The following is a 20739-nucleotide window of genomic DNA, read 5'->3' as shown; positions in this document are numbered from 1 at the left end:
CGGCACCGGGCCCGGTGTCCTTTAGGGGATGATCACGATCTAGTGAGTAACAATCTGTGCAATTCGGACACGCGATCGATCATCCGAAGATCGAGTCGGTTTGAGTGCGTGTCGTACGAGATCGAAAGTGGTCGTATCGACAAAGAGAGGGTCAATGAGGGCGGCACGAGGTTTCCGGCAGCACAGGGGTTCCCCGGACTGGGGTACGGAACGACGAAGGCGCGCTGCCGCGAGGCAGCGCGCCTGAGGTCTCGTCGGGGGGCGCCCCCGGGGGTCCCGCCGGGGGTCAGCGGGCCTGGGGGTCCCGCCGCTGGGGGAGCGTCACCACCGAGGCGTCCCCGGGCCCGGCCGGCGGCAGCCCCGCCACCTGGGCCAGCAGATCGCACCAGGACGCAAGATGCGCCCCCGTGTCCGGCACTCCGCCGAGCCCCTCCCGGGGCGTCCACGAGGCCCGGATCTCGATCTGCGATGCCGCCGGACGCTCCGACAGCCCGCCGAAGTAATGCGAACTCGCGCGCGTCACGGTCCCGCTCGGCTCGCCGTAGGTCAGCCCGCGGGCCTGGAGCGCGCCCGTCAGCCAGGACCAGCACACCTCCGGCAGCAGCGGATCGACGGCCATCTCCTGCTCCAGCTCGGCCCGGATCAGCGTCACCAGCCGGAACGTGCCGCGCCACGCTTCATGCCCGGCGGGGTCGTGCAGCAGCACCAGCCGGCCGTCGGCCAGGTCCAGGTCGCCGTCCACGACGGTCGCCTCCAACGCGTACGCGTGCGGCGCGAGCCGCTGCGGGGCGGGCGTCGGCTCGACCTCGATCTGTGGCCGCAGCCGGGCGGCCCGCAGCGCGTCGACGGCGGCCCGGAAGGGCGGCGGAGCCGAACTGGTCCCATTCCGGTCCTCCTCGTTCCCGTCGTCCATTCCGTCCGTGCCGTCCGACAGTCGTCCCTGAGCCGCAGCCATGCGGGGAAGATTAAAGGGAACGGGGCCTTCGCGCAGGGCAAGACACCCGCGCGCGGGCCGCGGGCGGATGCGCGCTGGGCGAACACGCGCGCGGGCGATGGGCCCCGGGGAGCGCGGGGGAGGGGCCCGGAAGAGGGCGGCCGCACCGGTTCCGGCGCCGTGCGAGACTTGCCGTCGTGAGCGTGAACGAGGGCCCCGCGGGCCGGCAGCCGACAGCGACGTACGACAGCCCCTTCCTGAAGGCGTGCAGGCGTGAACCCGTGCCGCACACGCCCGTGTGGTTCATGCGGCAGGCCGGGCGTTCCCTGCCGGAGTACCGCAAGGTCCGCGAGGGCATCCCGATGCTCGAGTCCTGCATGCGGCCCGAACTGGTCACCGAGATCACCCTCCAGCCGGTCCGCCGGCACAACGTGGACGCGGCGATCTACTTCAGCGACATCGTCGTCCCGCTCAAGGCCATCGGCATCGACCTCGACATCAAGCCCGGCGTCGGCCCGGTCGTCGAACAGCCGGTCCGCACCCGCGCCGACCTCGCCCGGCTGCGCGAACTCACCCCCGAGGACGTCTCCTACGTCACCGAGGCGATCGGCCTGCTCACCCGGGAGCTCGGCGCCACCCCCCTCATCGGCTTCGCCGGCGCGCCCTTCACCCTCGCGAGCTACCTCGTCGAGGGAGGCCCCTCGCGCACCTACGAGAACGCCAAGGCGATGATGTACGGCGACCCCGAGCTCTGGGCCGACCTGCTCGACCGCCTCGCCGGCATCACGGCCACGTTCCTGAAGGTGCAGATCGAGGCGGGCGCCTCCGCCGTCCAGCTGTTCGACTCCTGGGCCGGCGCCCTCGCCCCGTCCGACTACCGCCGGTCGGTGCTGCCGGCCTCCGCGAAGGTCTTCGACGCCGTCGCCGGGTACGGCGTCCCGCGCATCCACTTCGGCGTCGGCACCGGCGAGCTGCTGACGCTCATGGGCGAGGCCGGCGCGGACGTCGTCGGCGTCGACTGGCGTGTCCCGCTGGACGAGGCCGCCCGGCGCGTCGGCCCGGGCAAGGCGCTCCAGGGCAACCTGGACCCGACCGTCCTCTTCGCCACCCGTGAGGCCGTCGAGACCAAGACCCGCGAGGTCCTCGACGCGGCCGCCGGTCTGGAGGGTCACATCTTCAACCTCGGCCACGGCGTCATGCCGTCCACCGACCCGGACGCCCTCACCCGCCTCGTGGACTACGTTCACACCCGGACCGCCGGCTAGCCGGCGGGCGAGTCGCTCACCACGTCGGCCGGGGCCGGGCCCGCCTGCCGAAGAGCAGGCCGCCCGGCTCCGGCGGCGGGGGCGTGCCCGGCTTGAGGGGCCAGGCGAGCAGCATGCCGGCGAGGAAGCCGACGATGTGCGCCGCGTACGCCACGGTGCCCGCCTCGGAGACGCCCTCGCCGGAGGAGTACACCGCCTGCAGCACGAACCAGAAGCCGAGCACCAGCCAGGCCGGCAGCCGCAGCGGCAGGAAGATCAGGAAGGGCACCAGCACCCACACCCTGGCCTTCGGATACAGCACCAGATAGGCGCCCAGCACTCCCGCGATCGCCCCCGACGCGCCGATCAGCGGATCGGTGGAGTCGGCGTTCAGCAGCGCGAAGCCGTACGACGCCGCGTAACCGCAGGCCACGTAGAACAGCGCGAAGCGCAGGTGGCCCATGCGGTCCTCGATGTTGTTGCCGAAGATCAGCAGGAACAGCATGTTGCCCAGCAGATGCAGCCATCCGCCGTGCAGGAACATCGCGGTGAGGACGCTCAGCGCCGGGGACTTGTCGTAGCCGGGCGGGCCCAGCACGCAGCCGCCGTCGCGCGCGTCGCCCGTGGGGACGAGCTGCGGCAGCTGATGGTGGATCAACTCGGTCGGCACGGCCGCGTACTGCTCCAGGAACGCGTGCAGGTTGCACGTCTGCACCAGGGTGCTGTCGCCGGCCACGGAGCCCGACAGGCCGGGCATGAAGAAGAACACGAAGACGTTCACGCCGATCAGCGCGTACGTCACCACCGGAGTACGGCGCACGGGGTTCACGTCATGGACGGGGATGACCACAAGGAAGTACTGCCCCCGATCCGTTCGGTGAATCGGTGAACGCGCCCTCCCGTGACCGCGTATGAAGCGTCAACCGTCCGCGGCACGGGGATGCGGGCCGCGGGGACGACGTGAGGAACAGGCGATGAACGACCGGGTTACTCCCCCGATGCACGCCCTGCCCGACGGCGAGGCGGAGATCGCGCTCGTGATCAGACTCCCCTGGGAGGACGTGGCCAGGCTCGGCCAGGAGGCGGCGCGACTCGCCTCCCAGTCGCAGCGGCCGGTCACGCTGGACGAGGCGGTGAGCCACCGGCTGCGCTCCCGGCCCGCGGCCGCCGCGCACGCCAAGCCGGCGGAGCAGCCGCCCACGTCCGGCTCACCGGTCTCCACGCTGCCGAGGCTGTCCGGGACGGCCTAGGGCGCGTTTCGAAAGTCCCGCCTGCCCGGCGGCGTCTGGCACGCACGCTCGCCGCGTTGTCGGGATCACCCTGATACATCCAGTATCGGGGTGACCCTCCGCCTTGCGATCGCACGCACCATACGCCGCCGGGCACGCCCTTCGGGCGGACGACGCTACTTTCGAAACACGCCCTAGGCGTGCCGGGACAGCACACCTAGTCGCCCCGTACCTTCGCCGCCGCCTTGCGGGCCGCCACCAGCACGGGGTCCCACACCGGGCTGAACGGCGGGGCGTAGCCCAGGTCCAGGGCGGTCATCTGCTCCACCGTCATACCGGCCGTCAGGGCCACCGCGGCGATGTCGACGCGCTTGGCCGCGCCCTCCCTGCCGACGATCTGCACGCCGAGCAGGCGGCCCGTCCGCCGCTCGGCGAGCATCTTGACCGTCATGGGGGAGGCGCCGGGGTAGTAGCCGGCGCGGCTGGTGGACTCCACGGTGACCGTCTCGAACCGGAGTCCGGCCCGGCGCGCGTCCTTCTCCCGCAGGCCCGTGCGGGCGATCTCCAGGTCGCACACCTTGCTGACGGCGGTGCCGACGACGCCGGGGAAGGTGGCGTAACCGCCGCCGACGTTGGTGCCGATGACCTGGCCGTGCTTGTTGGCGTGCGTGCCCAGGGCGATGTGGCGCTCCCGGCCCGACACCAGGTCCAGGACCTCCACGCAGTCGCCGCCGGCCCAGATGTTCTCGTGGCCGCGCACCCGCATCGCCAGGTCGGTGAGCAGACCGCGGTGGGCGCCCAGGGGCAGGCCGGCGGCCTCCGCCAGGCTCGTCTCCGGACGGACGCCGAGACCGAGGACCACCACGTCCGCCGGGTACTCGGCGTCGTCCGTGACGACGGCCCGCACCCGGCCGTCGTCGCCGGTGAGCAGCTTGGTGACCTCGGCGTCGTTCACCATGGTGATGCCGAGGCCCTCCATGGCCTCGTGCACCAGCCGGCCCATGTCCGCGTCCAGCGTGGACATCGGCTCGCTGCCCCGGTTGACGACCGTCACCTCATACCCGCGGTTGATGAGCGCCTCGGCCATCTCCACGCCGATGTAGCCCGCGCCGACCACCACCGCGCGCCGGCCACGCGCACGCGTGAGCGTGTCGATCAGCTCCTGGCCGTCGTCCAGGGTCTGCACGCCGTGCACCCCGTCGGCGTCCGCGCCCGGCATGTCCGGCCGGATCGGGCGGGCCCCGGTCGCGATGACGAGCTTGTCGTACGACGTCCAGGACTCGGCGCCGGAGTCGACGTCACGCGCGCGTACCCGCTGTCCGGGCACGTCGATCTCGGTGACCTCCGTGCGCAGCCGCAGGTCGATCCCGCGGGCGCGGTGCTCCTCGGGCGTGCGGGCGACGAGGTCATCCCGGTCGGGCACGTCACCGCCCACCCAGTACGGGATGCCGCACGCCGAGTAGGACGTGAAGTGCCCGCGCTCGAAGGCCACGATCTCCAGCTCCCCGGGCCCCTTCAGCCGACGGGCCCGGGACGCCGCGGACATCCCCGCGGCGTCCCCACCGACCACGACCAGACGCTCCCGCCCGCTGCCCCCACCCCGCACGCTCTCACTCAAGCTCATGCCGACACGCTACGGCCGCCCGCGGTTCCACTCCCGCCCGGGCCCGCGTTCGGGCCGGCTCCGCCGGGGGTGGCGCCGGCCCGAGGGGTGGGGGTGGGTCAGTCCTCGGCGGGCTCACCCGGCCGGGTCTCGCGCCGGGCTCGGCGCAGGCGCCGCCATGCCAGGAGGATCGCCAGGGCCGGGACGGCGAACGGCAGGACCGCGCCGACCGCGACGGCGATCCAGCGCAGTGTCGTCAGCAGTGCGTGCCAGCCGCCGGCCAGTGCGTCCAGGAAACCGGGGTCCTCGTCCTCGGCGGCCTCCTTCACCGGCGTCTCCGTCAGCGTCAGCGTCACGGTGGCCATGCTCGTGCGGTCCTTCAGGGACGCCTGCCGGGCGAGCAGCGCCTCCAGGTCCGCCTCGCGGCGGCTCAGCTCGCCCTCCAGGGCGACCACGTCGGTCAGCTTGGCGGCCCGGTCCATCAGCGCCCGGACCCGGGCGACACTGGCCCGCTGCGAGGCGACGCGGCTGTCCACGTCGACGACCTGGTCGCCGACGTCCTGGGCCTTCGCCGTGCGCTCCAGGAGCGTGCCCGTGCCCTGAAGGGCGGTGAGGACGTCGTCGTACTTCTCGACCGGCACCCGCAGCACGACCCGCGTCTGCTCGGCGCTGTCCACATCGCGGGTGGTGGTCTCGTCGCCGATGTAGCCGCCGGCGTTCTCGGTGGCCGTGCGGGCCGTGCCGAGGGCCTTGGAGACCTCCTTGACCTGCACGGTCAGGGTGGCGGTGCGGATGACGTGGTCCACCGGGAGCTTCGGCCCGGCGCTCGACGCTGCGCCGGGCCGCGCCCCGCTCGCCGCCGGGCCCGCGCCCTCCTTGGCGTCCGCTGTCGCGCCGTCGGCCTCGCCCGGCGCGGCGGCCGCGTCCTTCATCTGGGAAGGCGCGTCGCCCGAGTCGCCCCCGGCGCCGCAGCCGGTGAGCGCGACGGCGGCGGCGAGCAGGAGTCCGGCCAGGGCCCGGGCCGGTCGTACGGTTCGTACGGATCGTCGTGTGCGCATGCGGGCGTACCCCCGGGAGTCGTGGAACGGCTGACGATCCTTCGACGCCGGGGCGGACCGGAACGTTGGCGGCCGACGGTTCCGAACAGGTCACGGTCGGGACGCGGCCGGGACACCGGGCGCGGCGGGAGTGTCAGTGGGTTCTGAGAGAGTGGGGGCATGAGCGCAACGGGCACGAGCAGCGGGCATGTCGTCGTCGTGGGAGCCGGTGTCGCGGGCCTGGCCGCGGCCCACCGGCTGCTGGAGCGCGGCGCGCGCGTGACCGTGCTGGAGGCGTCGGACCGGGTCGGCGGCAAGCTGCTGCCCGGCGAGATCGCGGGCGTCCGCGTCGACCTCGGCGCGGAGTCGATGTTGGCGCGCCGGCCCGAGGCGGTCGCCCTCGCGCGCGAGGCGGGCCTCGCCGACCGGCTCCGGCCGCCGGCCACCGCCACCGCGTCCCTGTGGACCCGCGGCGCGCTGCGCCCCATGCCCAAGGGGCACGTCATGGGCGTCCCCGGCACCGCCTCCGCCCTCGCCGGCGTCCTCTCCGACGAGGGCCTCGCGCGTGTCGAGTGCGACGCCGACCTGCCCCGCACGGAGGTCGGCGAGGACGTGGCGGTCGGGGAGTACGTGGCGGCCCGCCTCGGCCGTGAGGTCGTCGACCGTCTCGTGGAGCCGCTGCTGGGCGGCGTCTACGCCGGTGACGCCTACCGCCTCTCGATGCGCTCGGCCGTCCCCCAGCTGTTCGAGGCGGCGCGCACGCACACCTCGCTCACCGAGGCCGTCCGCGAGATCCAGGCCAAGGCCGCCGCCGCTCGGCAGACCGGGCCCGTGTTCATGGGCATCGAGGGCGGTGTCGGCTCCTTGCCGCTCGCGGTCGCCGAGTCGGTCCGCGCGCGGGGCGGCGAGATCGTCACCGGCGCGCCGGTCACCGAGCTGCGCAGGACGTCCGCGCCGATCGGGGGCGCGGACGGCGACGCGTGCGCGGCGCGCTGGCGGGTCGTCGCCGGCGACCGGGTGCTGCACGCCGACGCCGTGATCGTCGCCGTCCCCGCGCCCGCCGCCGCCGCGCTGCTGGCCGCCGAGTCGCCCGGGGCCGCCGCCGAACTGCGCGCCGTCGAGTACGCCTCGATGGCCCTGATCACCCTCGCCTACCGCCGCTCCGAGGCCGCCGCGCTGCCCGACGGCAGCGGCTTCCTCGTGCCGCCCGTCGACGGACGCACCATCAAGGCGTCGACGTTCGCCTCGCAGAAGTGGGGCTGGATCGCCGACCAGGACCCGGACGTCGTCGTGCTGCGCACCTCCGTGGGGCGCCACGGCGAGACGGCGGTCCTGGACCGCTCCGACGCCGACCTGGTGGCCGTCTCCCGCGGCGACCTGGAGGCCGCCACCGGTCTCGCCGCCGCCCCGGTGGAGACCCGCGTCACCCGCTGGACGGACGGCCTTCCCCAGTACCCGGTCGGCCACCGCGCGCGCGTGGCCCGCGTCCGCGACCACGTCGCCAAGCTGCCCGGCCTCGCCGTGTGCGGCGCGCAGTACGACGGCGTCGGCATCCCCGCCTGCGTCGCGAGCGCCCATGCGGCGGTCGACCAGATCCACGGAGACCTGCGCGCTGTGCAGGAGCTCACCGCCCACCCGGTGCAGAGCCTGCACGGCGGAGCGGGAGAATGAGGAGCATGAGTGACGACGCCTCCACCACCGAGCCCGGCAGGATCCCCAACAAGGGCAAGCTGGCCAAGGACCTCAACGAGGTCATCCGCTACACCCTGTGGTCCGTCTTCCGGCTGAAGGACGTGCTGCCCGAGGACCGCACCGGCTACGCCGACGAGGTCCAGGAGCTGTTCGACCAGCTCGCCGCCAAGGACGTCACGATCCGCGGCACGTACGACGTCTCCGGGCTGCGCGCCGACGCCGACGTCATGATCTGGTGGCACGCCGAGACCGCCGACCAGCTCCAGGAGGCGTACAACCTCTTCCGCCGCACGAAGCTCGGCCGCGCGCTGGAGCCGGTGTGGTCGAACATGGCGCTGCACCGCCCCGCCGAGTTCAACCGCTCGCACATCCCGGCGTTCCTCGCCGACGAGACGCCCCGCGACTACGTCAGCGTCTACCCCTTCGTGCGCTCCTACGACTGGTACCTGCTGCCCGACGAGGACCGCCGCCGCATGCTCGCCGACCACGGCAAGATGGCCCGCGGCTACCCGGACGTGCGCGCCAACACGGTCGCCTCGTTCTCGCTGGGCGACTACGAGTGGATCCTGGCCTTCGAGGCCGACGAGCTGTACCGCATCGTCGACCTCATGCGCCACCTGCGCGCCTCCGAGGCCCGTATGCACGTCCGCGAGGAGGTCCCGTTCTACACGGGCCGCCGCAAGTCGGTCGCCGACCTGATCGCGGGCCTCGCCTAGAACGCCCCGCACGCGCGGAGCCGCATCACGGTGCGGCTCCGCGCGCGTGAGCGCGCCGGAGGCCGCTCACGCTCTCACTTCGCCGCCGCTTTCGCCCCCGGGGCCGTGGCCGCAGGCGCCGCGTGTCCCACGCAGGCGGCCCGCCGCGAGGGCAGCCGGCCCTCCAGCAGGTAGGCGTCGAGGTGGCCGTTGACGCACCGGTTGGGCCCGCCCGCGATGCCGTGCGTGCCGGCGTCCCGCTCGGTCACCAGCACCGAGTCCGACAGCCGCCGGTGCAACTCCAGCGCCCCGTCGTACGGCGCGGCGGCGTCCCGCTCGGCGGCCAGGATCAGCGTCGGCGGCAGCTCGCCCGGCCCCGTCCGCACATCCAGCGGCCGCTGCCGGGGCGCGGTCCAGTACGCGCACGGCAGGTTCGCCCACACGTTGTCCCAGGTCTCGAACGGCGCCACCCGCGCGAGCCGCGTGTTGTCGCGGTCCCACACCCGGAAGTCGGTCGGCCAGGGCGCGTCGTTGCACTCCACGGCCGTGTAGACGGCGCTCGCGTTCTCCGCCTCGGCGGCGGCCTCCCGGACCGGCGAGGCCAGCGCGACCAGCGGCTCCGGATCGCCCTTCAGATACGCCGACAGCGCCTCGGCCCGCGACGGCCAGAGGTCGTCGTAGTAGCCGGCCTGGAGGAACGCGCCCTGCAACTGGCCGGGGCCCACGGCGCCGCCGGCCGGCTTCTCGGCCAGCCGGGCCAGCGCCCGCTCGTAGCTCAGCCGCACCGCCTCGGCGGTCCCGCCCAGCCCGTACACCTCGTCGTTGGCGGCGATCCACTCGCGCAGGTCGGTCCAGCGGCTCTCGAACGCCACCGACTGGTCGAGATTGTTGCGGTACCAGACCTTCGCCGGGTCGGGGTTCACGGCCGCGTCGAACACCATCCGCCGCACGTGCGAGGGGAACATCGTCGCGTACAGCGCGCCGAAGTAGGTGCCGTACGACGCCCCCATGAACGTCAGCCGCTCCTCGCCGAGCGCGGCGCGCAGCACGTCCAGGTCGCGGGCGTTGTTGAGCGAGTTGTAGTGCCGCAGGGCACTGCCCGTCCGCTCGGCGCAGCCGCGCGCCAGCTTCTTGGCCCGCGCGACGCGTTCCCGCTTGTACGCCTCCGAGGGGTGGGCCGGGGCGGGCGAGGGGCCCTTGAAGAAGTCCTCGGGCTTCTGGCAGGACAGCGGCGCGGAGCGGCCGACGCCGCGCGGGTCGTAGCCGACGAGGTCGTAGGCGGCCCCGATGCGCTTCCACTCGGGCATCAGCCCGACCAGCGGGAAGTACAGCCCGGAGGCGCCGGGCCCGCCCGGGTTGAAGACGAGCGCGCCCTGCCGGGGCACCCGGCGCTTGCTGTTGTGCGGGTCGCGATGGGTGGCCCGCACCCGGCTGACCGTCAGCTCGATCTGCCTGCCGTCAGGCCGGGCGTAGTCCAGCGGGACGGAGACCTTGCCGCACTGCAGGTCGCCCGGCAGGTCCTGCGCGTCGGAGCACTTGCCGAACGCGACGCCCGTGGCGGCGGCCCGGGCGGCGGCGAGCGCGACGCCGGAGACGCCTGCGGTGTGCGGGGCGCCGCCGGCCGGCGCGGCGGTCAGGGTCGACAGGAGCAGGGCTCCGGCGGCCGGGTAGAGGGCGGCGGCTCTCATCGGTGTCCCTTCGGTGCACGGCGGCGACAGAAGGGATGGTTGGTTCGGCCGTGGGGCGAAGGCAAGCACCGCGCCCGGGTGTCGCACCCGATGCCCCCGGTGCGCCCCCTTCGATGTCGGCGCGCCCCCGAGGGATCAGAGCGCTCCGCTCAGTGGTGACGGTGGGCCAGCGCGGCGCGCAGCCCGGGCTCGCCGACGGCGTGGACGCCGTGGACGGCGATCGAGGCCAGGTAGGCGCCCTCGCCGCCCTCGCCGCCCTCGCCGCCCTCGCCGCCCTCGCCGGCCGAGGGCACGGTCAGTGCGTTCACCAGGCGCATACCGGCCGGGGAAGCCCAGCGGGTGTACGGGTGCGCCTCGAACCGGGCGATCGCAAGGCAGCTCAGGGTGAGCGCCAGGGGCAGCGCGAACCACAGGGCCACATGGGCGCGCGGCACGTCCGGGGCGACCGGCAGCAGCAGCGCGACGGCGCCCAGCGCGACGACGGCCACGGCGGCCGCCCGCACCTGCCGCACTCCGGCGGCGACCGTCGTCCGGGCGCCGTCGGGTACGGCCAGGCCCGCGTCGACCAGCCGGTCCGCCAGTCCGCGCACGGCGTCGGCGGCGGCCGCGGCGGCGCGCACCGGGGCTGTGCGGGACTGCCCGGCCGGTCCGATGGCTCCGATGACCGACCGCTCCATCTCGTCCCGCCCATCCGGGTCGACGACGGTCGCCCAGCCGGTGTGGGCGAGCAGGAGCCGCCGCTGCCGGGCCATGGCCACCAGCGTGAGGTCGGCGACCCGGGTGGGTCCGCCGGACAGGAACGCGGCCTCGTACAGGGTCAGCTCATGTTTTCCTCCGGCGTCCGGGTCGACAGCCGCCGCCCGGACGGCGGCCAGGCACAGCCGGGTGCACGCCACACCGGCGCCGGCCCAGGCCAGGAGCAGGAGAAGAAGCCAGAACATGCCGTGTTTCTATGCCGGACGCACACGGGAACACCATGCCTCGTTCACTGTTCGGACCCAGAGCGTTGCTGGCACGTGATGTTCCGTTTATGTCGGCGTCACGGCGTCACGGCGTCACGGCGCGACCGGGACGACCTGCCCGGGCCCGGTGCCGGGATCCACCGGCACGGACCGGGCGGCAGGGGCGGACACGGCGGGGGCGGCGGGATCGACGGGGATGGTGGGGTCGGCGGGTGCGGAGGGGGCGCCGGGCGTCGTGGCGGGGGCGGTCGGCGATGCGCCGGTGGCCGCCAACTCGCGGGCCAGAGCCGCGAAGTCGACGTAACCGGTCGCCTCCAGGACCGTGATGTGGTCGAGGACGGTGGTGTTGGCGTCGTCGGCGAGGCCGCGCACCAGCGCGTTCTGGGTGCTCGCCCGCACCTGGGCGACGAGCGGGAAGACCCGGCCGTGCGCCAGCCGCAGGATGTTGGCGAACTCACGGTCGTAGTCCGTGCCTTGAGCCGAGTCCAGCTGGGACAGCCAGGCCTTCTGCTGGTCGTTCGGCTGGTCGGGCAGCGCGATGTTCAGCTGTGCCGCGACGGTGCGCACCCGCTCGTCGAGGAGGGTGTGCCCCTCGACGAGATGCCGCCCCGCCGTCCGTACGGCCTCGCCGACGCCCTTCTGCTGTGCCTGCCGCCCCGCCGGCAGCTCCCAGAGCCCGGCCAGCCGGACCTTGACGAGGAAGTCCCGGTCGAGAGCGGTCAGCGGCCCGTACAGGGTCGGCACGGTGTCGGCGTTCAGCGTGTCGACGCTCGTCCCCGGAGAGGGCCGGCCCTCGTAGGACCAGAGCGGGAGGATCAACGCCGCCAGCGTCGCCACCAGGCCCGTGATGATGAGCCCGGTGCCGGTGAACATGCCTCTGCCCCTGATCGGGGGTCGCGGTCGCATGGAGCCTCCTGCACACGCACCGCACGCCAGTGCGCTTCGGGTGCGTGCGGGAAAGGCATATTACTGCCCCGGACCGGGCGCCGGGCCGCCACCGGGCCAGGCGCCGGGTCGGCCACCGGACCGGGTGTCGGACCGGGCGCTGGGCCGGCCACCGGACTGGGTGTCGGCTCGGCCATCGGACCGGGCGCTGGGCCGGCCGCCGGGGCAGGCGTCGGGTCGGCCGCCGGGCCGGGTGTCGGGCCGGGCGCTGGGCCGGCCGCCGGACCGGGTGTCGGGCCGGGCCGCGGGCAGGTGTCGGGCCGGCCACCGGGTCAGGCGTCGGGTCGGCCGCCGGACTGGGTGTCGGCTCGGCCATCGGACCGGGCGCTGGGCCGGCCACCGGGTCAGGCGCCGGGTCGGCCACCGGACCGGCTGTCGGGCTGGCCATCGGACCAGGCGTCGGGTCGGCCACCGGACCGGGTGTCGGGCCGGGCGCTGGGCCGGCCATCGGACCGGGTGTCGGGCCGGGCCGCGGGCAGGTGTCGGGTCGGTCGCCGGACCAGGCGTCGGGCCGTGGGCCAGGGCCGGTCCCGGCGCCGCCTCAGCGTCCGATCAACGACCGGCCGACCTGCCCCACCCGGGCCAGTCGCGACAGCGGCCGCGGGGCGGGCCCCGACCGGTCCAGCCACCACCGGCGCAGCTCCCGCCGGGCGCGGCCCTCCGTCAGCTTCTCGCCCAGCAGCAGCGACTCCGCGAAGTCCAGGGCGTCCTGGCGGTAACCGCCGCGCATCGGGTGGCGCTGGGCGTAACCGACGAAGGCGGCCCGGTACTCCGTGCCGAGGATCGACGGCAGCTCCGGGGCGACCTTCGCCACCACGTCCGCCCGTTTGGCCGCCAGCGCCCGCGACTGCACCCCGAGCCGCACCCGGTCGAACCCCTCCGGGACGGGAGTCCCGGCGACCAGCGCGGACAGCAGCGCGGCCTGGGCCAGGGCGAGACGCTGCCGGGCCGCTTCGCCGCCGGGAGGCACCGGAGCGGCGTGGTCCTGGGCCCGCTGCTCCGGGCGGCCCTCCGCCTGGGGGCGGGTGCGCGCGCCCCGCTCCACCGCATCCCGGATCGCGCTCAACTCCCCTTCCAGCTCTGCCGGTTCGGGAAAGTTCTCGTCGCGCTCCAGAAGCACCCCGGGCGGGGAGACACGGGAGGCGAGGTCGGTCAGGATGTCGAGGACGGGGCGCGGCACCGGGTGGGCGTGGCTGTCGTGCCAGACGCCGTCCCGCTCGAAGCCGCCCGCGACATGGACGTACGCGATGGCCTCCAGGGGCAGTTCGGCGAGCGCCTCGGCCGGGTCCTCACCACGGTTGACGTGGTTGGTGTGCAGGTTGGCGACGTCGATCAGCAGCCGCACGCCGGTGCGGTCGGCGAGGTCGTAGAGGAACTGGCCCTCGGTCATCTCATCGCCGGGCCAGGAGATGAGCGCGGCGATGTTCTCCACGGCGAGCGGCACGGGCAGCGCTTCCTGCGCGATGCGCACGTTCTCGCACAGCACGTCGAGGGCGTCGCGGGTGCGGGGCACGGGCAGCAGGTGCCCGGCCTCCAGGCGCGGGGAGGCCGTCAGCGGACCGCCCGCGCGGACGAACGCGATGTGCTCGGTCACCAGCGGCGAGCCCAGCGCCTCGGCCCGCTCGGCCAGCGCCGTGAGCCGCCCCTCGTCGGGCCGGTCCGCGCCGCCGAGCCCGAGCGAGACGCCGTGCGGTACGACGGTGACGCCGCGCTCGCGCAGCCGCAGCAGGGAGTCGGGGAGGTGGCCGGGGCAGACGTTCTCCGCCACCGCCTCGACCCAGTCGATGCCCGGCATCCGCTCGACGGCGTCCGCGATCTCCGGCCGCCAGCCGATTCCCGTCCCGAGTCGCGTCATGGTCCCCTCCTCCGTCCGGCCCCCACCGCGGTGACGGGGATATGACCCGGGCACCGCCCCCCGAACCGCCCGCCCCCGTCCTTCAGAGCAACATTTGAGGTTCGGCCCGGAGCGTGCGGGCAGCGCCCGCCGGTCCCCGTCCCCGTCTGGTACGCGCGCCGGGCACAGCGGGTTCAAAGGAGAGGAGAGGAATCGACCGCGTGCACGTCAACGCAGGGGAGCCGGACGGGGCGCCCTCACCGCGTCGACCGCGCCCGCAGGGCCGGATGGTCCGCGACCACCGTGCAGCTGCCGGGAGCGATCTCGGTGAAACCGGCGTCCCGCACCAACGGCAGCCCGCTCGCGGTCAGTTCACGCCACCGTGCGGGCTCCGGGGTCCGCACCGAGAGCGCGAACCCCGACTCCCGCCACGCCGACCGCTCGTCGTCCGTCAGCTCCCACCAGGCGAGCTGCGCCCCGTGCCCGGCCTGCGCCATCGCCTTGCCCGCGGACATCTCCACCTCCGGGCTCATCCACAGCACCGGAGCGTCCGGATCCGGCTTCGCCGGGATCTCGGGGTCATCCAGCTCGGTGCCGGACACCTGGAGTTTCGCGAGCTCCTTGGGCCACCCGTCCAGCGGCACCGGCGGGAACACCCGCACCTCGGCCGCCTTCCCCGTGACGGTGATCCCCGGCAGCGCCTCGGCCCGCCGCCACTCGGCGCCCCGGGCCCGCCGTACGACCTTCCGGATCCGGGCGTCCTGCCAGTCCCGCACGGCCTGCGCCCACTCGCCGTCCCCGACGGCCCGCTCGTCGCCGAGCAGCACGAGCACCGCCCGGGCGGCCGTCTCCAGCGCGTCGGTACGGGCAGGAGGAGCCGCCTTCTCCAGGTGGAGGACGAGGGGCAGCACGAACTGCGGCGCGGCGTCGCGCGCGCTCACCTCGGAGCGGAAGGGACTGTCACCTGCGGACGCACGATCAGAACTCACACCGGCCAACCCTAAGGGGCCCCGGACAGTCCTCCTGGAGAGGGGCCGCCCTCCTCGTCCGCGGGCGGGCGTACGGGAGGATGTGGCGATGACCTACGTGTTACGTCTGGACAGGGTGGGCCGCCGCTACGGCGTGCGTGGTCCCTGGGTGTTCCGCGACGCGAGCCTGGAGCTGACGCCCGGCGCTCTCACCCGCGTCCAGGGGGCCAACGGCACCGGCAAGTCCACCCTGCTCCGCCTCCTGGCGCGCGTCGACGCCCCGACGGAGGGACGGCTCACCGGCCGCCCCCGCACCGCGTACGTCCCCGAACGCTTCCCCGCCGCCCTGCCCTTCACCGCCGTCGGCTACCTCACCCACCTCGGGACCGTGCACGGCCTGGCCCGCCCCGCCGCCGGGCGGGCCGCAGAGGAGTGGCTGGACCGCTTCGGCGTCGTCGCCCACGCGCGCGTGCCGATGGCCCGGCTGTCCAAGGGGACCAGCCAGAAGGTCGCCGTGGCGCAGGCGCTCCTCGCCGAGCCGGAACTGCTCGTCCTGGACGAGGCGTGGACCGGACTGGACGCCGGCGCGCGGGCCGAACTGGAGCGGGCGGTCGCCGAGAGGACGGCGTCCGGCGCGGCCGTCGTCTTCGTCGACCACGACCCGCGCCGCCTCGCCGGGACCACCGACGCCGAGTACACGGTCCGGGACGGCGGCCTGCACCCCCGTACGGAACCGCCCCCCGCCGACCCGGGACCGCACGTGGCCGTCGAGGTGCAGGGGCCGCCCGGGCCGCTGCCGGTCCAGGCGCTGCGCCTGGCCGTCACCGCCGAGGAGACAGCCCCCGGAGTCCACCGCCTCACCGTCCCCGCCTCCCGCTCCGACGTGCTGCTCCGCGCCCTGCTCACCGCCCGCCCGCCGTGGCACGTGATCGGCGTCGGCCCGGCAGCGGCGACCGGGCCCGACCGTGAAGGCGCCTCGTGAAAGCCCTCCTGCGGTACCGGGCCGCCCTGCTCGTGCGCTCCCAGCGCTGGCTGCCGCCGTTCCTGCTGTACGCCGTGTTCCTGGGCGTCGGCGTGCAGAGCGGCCAGCCCGTGCTGGACTCGCTCGGCTACGCGGCCGCGGCCCTGCTGCCCGTCGCCGCCTGGCTGGTGCGGATCTGTGTGACCGACGAGCCCCCGGCGGCCCGTACCGTCGTCGCGGCGGCGGCCGGACCCGCGCGGGCGCACCTGGCCGCCGTGCTGGCGGCGCTGACGGCCGCCGCCGTGCTCGGGACGGCGGCGACGGCGGTCCTGACGCTGATCAGCGACCCGGTGAGCGCCGACCACCAGCAGCGGATCCCCCTGCCCGAGGCCGCCGCGGCGGGGCTGCTCGCGGCTCTGACCTGTGCGCTGCTCGGCACGGCCGTGGGCGCGCTCACCGCCTGGCCCGTCCTGCGCACGCCCGGCCGTGCGGTGCCCTCGCTGCTGCTCGCGGCGCTGCTCGCGCTGGTGGCGACCGGCTCTCCGGCTCAGGCGGCGGTCGAGGGCCTGGTCAGCGGGTCGCGGTCGGCGACGGTGCATCCGCCGCTGCTGCCGCTGGCCGCGGCGGCGCTGATCTCCGCCGCGGCCACCGCGGTGGCGTGCGCGCTGACGTCCCGGCGGTCGGCCTGAAGCCGCCGACGGGCAGACGTACGTTCAGCCCGAGCAGGCCGTGCGCTGGGCCTCCTGCCATTCGCAGACGGGGCACAGGGTGATGCCCTTGTACGAGTCGGGGTACTCCGTCGGCTCCTGGCAGAGCACGCAGGCCGCGTACGGCGGCCCGTCGGCCCGGGGCGGCCGGGCGTCGTCGATCAGGCAGTAGGCGTTGCCGCTCTCGTCGCTCATACCTTCCAGGGTACGAACGCGCCGCCCGCGCGCGGGTGTGTCTCAGCGCCGCTCGCCGGCCACCCGGATCAGCTCGGAGACCTTGACGAAACGGTAGCCCCGGCGGCGCAGTTCGGGGACGATCGCGCGGACCGCGCGCTCGGTCGTGGGGGCTGCGCTGCGGGTGCAGTGCATGACGACCACCGACCCGGGTCTCACCCCGTCCAGCACCTGCCGGGCCACGGCGTCCGCGTCCGTCGCGAACGCGTCGCCGCTCACCACGTCCCACTGCACGGCGGTGACGCCCGCGCCGCTCACCTCGCGCAGCGCCCGCCGGTCGTGACAGCCGCCGGGGAAGCGGAAGTAGGGCATCGCGTTCGGCACCCCGGCCGCCCGGAAGGCGGCGTACGCCCGCTCCACGTCGGCGCGCATCCGCTCCTTCGGCACCGTGGGCAGGCCGTAGCAGTCGTCGGTGAAGGCGTAGTGGCTGTAGGAGTGGTTGGCGACCTCGAACAGCGGGTCGCGTCCGACGGAACGCGCCTGGTCCGGGTACTCCTCGGCCCACCGGCCCGTCATGAACACGGTGGACGGCACCTTCAGCTCGCGCAGCGCGGCGATCAGTTGCGGGTGGTCGAAACGCTCCCCGCCCGCCGCCCGCGGCCCCTGATCGGCGGTCATGTCGGCGTCGAAGGTGAGGGCGACGGTCTTGCCGCCGGTGCGGGAACCGTGCTCGAAGACGGGGGTCAGGCCGGCCGGCCCCGGGGCCAGCGTGGGCGCGGGGGAAGGGCTCGTGCGGGATGGCGGCGCCGTGGCGGTGGGTGCGCCGGACGGCAAAGCCGTGGGGGAGCCGGACGGGCTGGGACGGTCGGGGGCCGGGCGGGCGGCCGGGGGCGCCGGGGCCTGGCCGCAGGCGGCCAGAGCGGCGCCCAGGGCACAGACCACGGCGAGACGACGTACAGGAGTGATCACCCGATGAAAGTACGAGAAACGAGCGATCACTCGTGTGTAAATATGCTCGCGTCTTCGGTTCTGTCACCCGCCCGGATCACCGGGTCGGCGGAGCTAACGCCGCCAGGGGCCCGTCACCGCGAACGTCGTCCCAGGGGTGTAGCAGTTGACGTACATCGTGCGGCCGTCGGGGGAGAAGGTGACGCCGGCGAACTCGCCCCACTCGGGCTCCTCGGGGGTGCCGATGTTCTGGCGTCCGCGGGCCATCGCGTACACCTCGCCGCCGCGGGTCACCCCGAAGACGTGCTGGGCGCCGTTGCCGTCCTCGCAGACCATCAGGCCGCCGCTGGGCGCGAGGCAGATGTTGTCGGGGGACTCGCCGGGCAGCTGCACGTCCGTGTCGGGACCGAAGACGATCACCAGGGTCAGCCGGCGGCGGTCCGGGTCGTAGCGCCAGATCTGGCCGAAGTGGTCGGCCGCCGAACCGTCCGCGCCGCGCGCGAACGAGGACACGAAGTACACGCAGCGGCCGCCCCAGTAGCACCCCTCCAGCTTCTGCGCGTGCGTGATGCCCCCCGGCCCGAAGTCCTGGAGCCGGACGGGCGTCCCGACGGCCAGCGGGTCCGGTACGTCGACCCACTCGACGCCGTCGAAGGACGCGCCGGTGTCCTGCACCGCCGACAGGTCGGGCACGCCGGGCACCCGCATCGCCTGGAGCCGGCCGCCCGCGCGCAGCGAGCCGACGCCGCCGAGCGGTTTCCTCGGCAGGAACCGGTAGAACAGGCCGAAGGGCTTCTGGAACGCGTCCTCCGTCTCGTAGACGATGCCGCGCACCGGGTCGACGGCGATCGCCTCGTGCTGGAAGCGGCCCATCGCGGTCAGCGGGACGGCGCCGGTGCGGTGCGGGTCCGCCGGGTCCACCTCGAAGATGAAGCCGTGATCCTTCGTGTAGCCGTTCACGCCGGCCTTGTCCTCGGTCTCCTCACACGTCATCCAGGTGCGCCAAGGGGTGGGTCCGCCGGCGCAGTTGACGGCCGTGCCGGCGATCGCGACCCGCTCCGAGAGCACCCTGTCACCGGGGCCGAGGGTCAGGGCCGTGCAGCCGCCCTTGCCGGCGGGATCGTAGGTCAGGCCCTCGACGGTGGGGACGCCGATCTTCGCCGTGGGGCGGTTCTCGTGGTTGCGGACGAGGTGGACGCGGCCGCCGCGGGCGGGGAGGGCCGTCATGCCGTCGTGGTTGGAGGGCACCGGGCCCTCGCCGGAGCGCAGCGGATCGCCCTCGCGGGAGAGGACCCGGTAGCGGAAGCTCTTCGGCAGGTCGAGCAGGCCGTCGGGGTCGGGGACGAGGGGGCCGTAGCCGCTGTGGCCGAGGTCCTCGGCGGCGGCGGTGGCCGGGAACAGCTCGGAGAGGGCTCCGGAGAAGACGATACCCGCGCCCAACGCGCTGGTACGCGCGAGGAGTTGGCGGCGGGTGGCGGAGGAGGCCTCCGGCGCGGGGGCGGCGGGGGGCGTGGGGCGAGGGGTTTGCGGCACGGGCAGTCACCTTCCTGCTGGCGGACAGGAACACACTGACCCGCCCGTGTCTATCACTCGCCGCGCGCCCCGGGAACCACGCGCGTAGCACGTGTCACGGCGTGGCGCGTTCAGGATGAGGCGGGCTGTTCTGCGGGCTCTTCGACGGAGGGAGCGTCGCCGGCGCCGGCTGCTGGGCCTTCTCCAGGAACCGCAGCAGTTCCACCGGGAAGGGCAGCACCAGCGTCGAGTTCTTCTCGGCGGCCACGGCCACCACCGTCTGGAGCAGCCGCAGTTGGAGCGCGGAGGGCGTGTCCTCCATCTGCTGTGCCGCCTCGGCGAGCTTCTTCGACGCCTGGAGTTCGGCGTCCGCGTTGATGATCCGGGCCCGCCGCTCCCGGTCCGCCTCGGCCTGGCGGGCCATCGACCGCTTCATCGTGTCCGGCAGGGAGACGTCCTTGATCTCGACCCGGTCGATCTGCACGCCCCAGCCCACCGCCGGGCTGTCGATCATCAGCTCCAGGCCCTGGTTGAGCTTCTCCCGGTCGGACAGCAGGTCGTCCAGTTCGCTCTTGCCGATGATCGACCGCAGGGAGGTCTGGGCCATCTGCGAGACGGCGAAGCGGTAGTCCTCGACGTTGACGATCGCCGCCTCGGGGTCCACGACCTTGAAGTACACGACGGCGTCGACCCGCACGGTCACGTTGTCCCGGGTGATGCCCTCCTGGGCGGGCACGGGCATCGTCACGATCTGCAGGTTGACCTTGCGCAGTTTGTCGACGGCGGGGATCACCAGAGTGAAGCCGGGCTTGCGGATGTCGCCGATGACCCGGCCCAGCCGGAAGACCACCCCGCGCTCGTACTGCTTGACCACCCGCGCACCCGCGATGAGATACGCCAGCCCGGCGATCCCGACCGCCGCACCCGCCGCCAGCAGATCCTCCAGCATGACGACCTCCTCACCCCACCCCCCGCCCAAAAGCCTGCTATGCAACGATATGCCCCTGGATGTCACCCGAGCCATGCACCCCGACGGGCGCGGCTCCGGCAGGCCGGGTGGTCCGGCGGGGCCGGCATTTGGAGGGGATGGCCGGCAGGTCGGTCGGGTGGTCCGGCGAGGGCGGCTGTATCGAAAGGGACCGCCGTCCGGAAGCCAGCCGGACGGCAGGAGAACCGCGGGGATGTGGGGCCGGCACACCAGCGGGCTGAGCCTGGCGGAGCAGCCAGGCCAGGACAGGTGGGCGGCTGGGTCCGTCGGGTACGGACACGGGGACCGGGCGTCGGCCGCACCAACGAGACCGGCAGCACCCCACAGCAGCGCTGCCACAGCGACCGCCTCGGCCGAACCACCATGGTCCCGCGCCGAACCGGCGGAGCCTGGCGGAGCCGCCGGGTCGGAACAGGTGGGCGGCTGGTTCCGTCGGGGACGGACAAACGACCGGAGCGTCGGCTGCGCCAACGAGACCGGCAGCACCCCGCGGCACTCCCAAACGGGCCGCGCTGCCGCAGCGACCGCCTCGGCCGAACCATCATGGTCCCGCCGGCCGAACGAGCCGAACCGGCCGAACCGGCTGGACGAGCCGGGCCAGCCCCAGCGGAATCAGCC

The 20739-nt window shown here is 74.3% G+C and carries 19 protein-coding genes; 6 read left to right on the top strand and 13 right to left on the bottom strand.

The features are described from left to right. Positions 1–286 precede the first annotated feature (286 nt). Positions 287–955 carry a DUF3000 domain-containing protein gene (locus tag EV567_RS08720; protein ID WP_130438077.1) on the bottom strand — a complete coding sequence of 223 codons (669 nt, stop codon included), beginning with the start codon at positions 953–955 and terminating at the stop codon, positions 287–289. 176 nt (positions 956–1131) lie between these two features. Between EV567_RS08720 and hemE the strand changes: the two genes are divergently transcribed. After that, entirely contained in the window at positions 1132–2199 is a 1068-nt protein-coding gene (hemE, locus tag EV567_RS08715) for a uroporphyrinogen decarboxylase (protein ID WP_130438076.1), read from the top strand. 16 nt (positions 2200–2215) lie between these two features. On the opposite strand, the gene EV567_RS08710 is transcribed toward hemE, so the two are convergent. Then, positions 2216–3028 (bottom strand): rhomboid family intramembrane serine protease, encoded by an 813-nt coding sequence (locus tag EV567_RS08710; protein ID WP_130438075.1) that lies wholly within the window; start codon positions 3026–3028, stop codon positions 2216–2218. A 124-nt stretch (positions 3029–3152) separates the two neighbouring features. On the opposite strand from EV567_RS08710, the gene EV567_RS08705 reads away from it, so the two are divergent. After that, positions 3153–3428: a hypothetical protein gene (locus tag EV567_RS08705; protein WP_130438074.1), complete on the top strand. Its 276-nt coding sequence runs from the start codon at positions 3153–3155 to the stop codon at positions 3426–3428. 196 nt (positions 3429–3624) lie between these two features. On the opposite strand, the gene EV567_RS08700 is transcribed toward EV567_RS08705, so the two are convergent. Beyond that, positions 3625–5031, bottom strand: coding sequence for an FAD-dependent oxidoreductase (locus EV567_RS08700; RefSeq protein ID WP_130438073.1), 1407 nt, complete (start codon positions 5029–5031; stop codon positions 3625–3627). Between the two features lie 98 nt (positions 5032–5129). Then, entirely contained in the window at positions 5130–6068 is a 939-nt protein-coding gene (locus tag EV567_RS08695) for a DUF4349 domain-containing protein (RefSeq protein ID WP_130438072.1), read from the bottom strand. A 159-nt stretch (positions 6069–6227) separates the two neighbouring features. On the opposite strand from EV567_RS08695, the gene hemG reads away from it, so the two are divergent. Beyond that, entirely contained in the window at positions 6228–7718 is a 1491-nt protein-coding gene (hemG, locus tag EV567_RS08690) for a protoporphyrinogen oxidase (RefSeq protein ID WP_130438071.1), read from the top strand. 5 nt (positions 7719–7723) lie between these two features. After that, positions 7724–8455 (top strand): hydrogen peroxide-dependent heme synthase, encoded by a 732-nt coding sequence (gene hemQ, locus EV567_RS08685; protein WP_130438070.1) that lies wholly within the window; start codon positions 7724–7726, stop codon positions 8453–8455. 74 nt (positions 8456–8529) lie between these two features. On the opposite strand, the gene EV567_RS08680 is transcribed toward hemQ, so the two are convergent. The 5 genes from EV567_RS08680 to EV567_RS08660 all read right to left on the bottom strand — a co-directional run bounded on the left by EV567_RS08680 (position 8530) and on the right by EV567_RS08660 (position 14852). Next, complete coding sequence (locus EV567_RS08680) at positions 8530–10122, bottom strand: alpha/beta hydrolase (RefSeq protein WP_130438069.1); 1593 nt, start codon at positions 10120–10122, stop codon at positions 8530–8532. 149 nt (positions 10123–10271) lie between these two features. Beyond that, complete coding sequence (locus EV567_RS08675; protein WP_130438068.1) at positions 10272–11063, bottom strand: TIGR04222 domain-containing membrane protein; 792 nt, start codon at positions 11061–11063, stop codon at positions 10272–10274. Between the two features lie 114 nt (positions 11064–11177). Continuing rightward, positions 11178–11990 (bottom strand): DUF4142 domain-containing protein, encoded by an 813-nt coding sequence (locus EV567_RS08670; RefSeq protein WP_130438067.1) that lies wholly within the window; start codon positions 11988–11990, stop codon positions 11178–11180. A 580-nt stretch (positions 11991–12570) separates the two neighbouring features. Further along, positions 12571–13884 carry a DUF692 domain-containing protein gene (locus EV567_RS08665; protein WP_130438066.1) on the bottom strand — a complete coding sequence of 438 codons (1314 nt, stop codon included), beginning with the start codon at positions 13882–13884 and terminating at the stop codon, positions 12571–12573. A 236-nt stretch (positions 13885–14120) separates the two neighbouring features. Continuing rightward, a complete protein-coding gene (locus EV567_RS08660) occupies positions 14121–14852 on the bottom strand; it encodes an aminoacyl-tRNA hydrolase (RefSeq protein WP_130438065.1) in 732 nt (243 codons plus the stop codon). Positions 14853–14940: 88 nt separating this feature from the next. Between EV567_RS08660 and EV567_RS08655 the strand changes: the two genes are divergently transcribed. Together EV567_RS08655 and EV567_RS08650 are read left to right on the top strand one after the other, a co-directional pair. Continuing rightward, positions 14941–15813: an ATP-binding cassette domain-containing protein gene (locus tag EV567_RS08655; protein ID WP_130438064.1), complete on the top strand. Its 873-nt coding sequence runs from the start codon at positions 14941–14943 to the stop codon at positions 15811–15813. Further along, the gene (locus tag EV567_RS08650) at positions 15810–16481 is read left to right on the top strand and encodes an ABC transporter (protein ID WP_130438063.1); all 672 of its coding nucleotides are present in this window, start codon (positions 15810–15812) and stop codon (positions 16479–16481) included. Before EV567_RS08655 ends, EV567_RS08650 begins: the two co-directional genes overlap by 4 nt. Before the next feature lie 24 nt (positions 16482–16505). Here the strand turns inward: EV567_RS08650 and EV567_RS08645 are convergent, their stop codons facing one another. The 4 genes from EV567_RS08645 to EV567_RS08630 all read right to left on the bottom strand — a co-directional run bounded on the left by EV567_RS08645 (position 16506) and on the right by EV567_RS08630 (position 20082). After that, positions 16506–16694 carry a hypothetical protein gene (locus EV567_RS08645; RefSeq protein ID WP_130438062.1) on the bottom strand — a complete coding sequence of 63 codons (189 nt, stop codon included), beginning with the start codon at positions 16692–16694 and terminating at the stop codon, positions 16506–16508. Between the two features lie 42 nt (positions 16695–16736). Next, the gene (locus tag EV567_RS08640) at positions 16737–17642 is read right to left on the bottom strand and encodes a polysaccharide deacetylase family protein (RefSeq protein WP_130438061.1); all 906 of its coding nucleotides are present in this window, start codon (positions 17640–17642) and stop codon (positions 16737–16739) included. Positions 17643–17735: 93 nt separating this feature from the next. Then, the gene (locus EV567_RS08635) at positions 17736–19154 is read right to left on the bottom strand and encodes an alkaline phosphatase PhoX (RefSeq protein WP_130438060.1); all 1419 of its coding nucleotides are present in this window, start codon (positions 19152–19154) and stop codon (positions 17736–17738) included. A gap of 94 nt (positions 19155–19248) precedes the next feature. Continuing rightward, positions 19249–20082: a slipin family protein gene (locus EV567_RS08630; RefSeq protein WP_130438059.1), complete on the bottom strand. Its 834-nt coding sequence runs from the start codon at positions 20080–20082 to the stop codon at positions 19249–19251. Between the last annotated feature and the right edge of the window lie 657 nt (positions 20083–20739).

It is taken from the genome of Streptomyces sp. BK239 (genome assembly GCF_004217285.1).
Taxonomy (GTDB): domain Bacteria; phylum Actinomycetota; class Actinomycetes; order Streptomycetales; family Streptomycetaceae; genus Streptomyces.
This window is presented reverse-complemented; position numbering and strand designations above follow the sequence as displayed.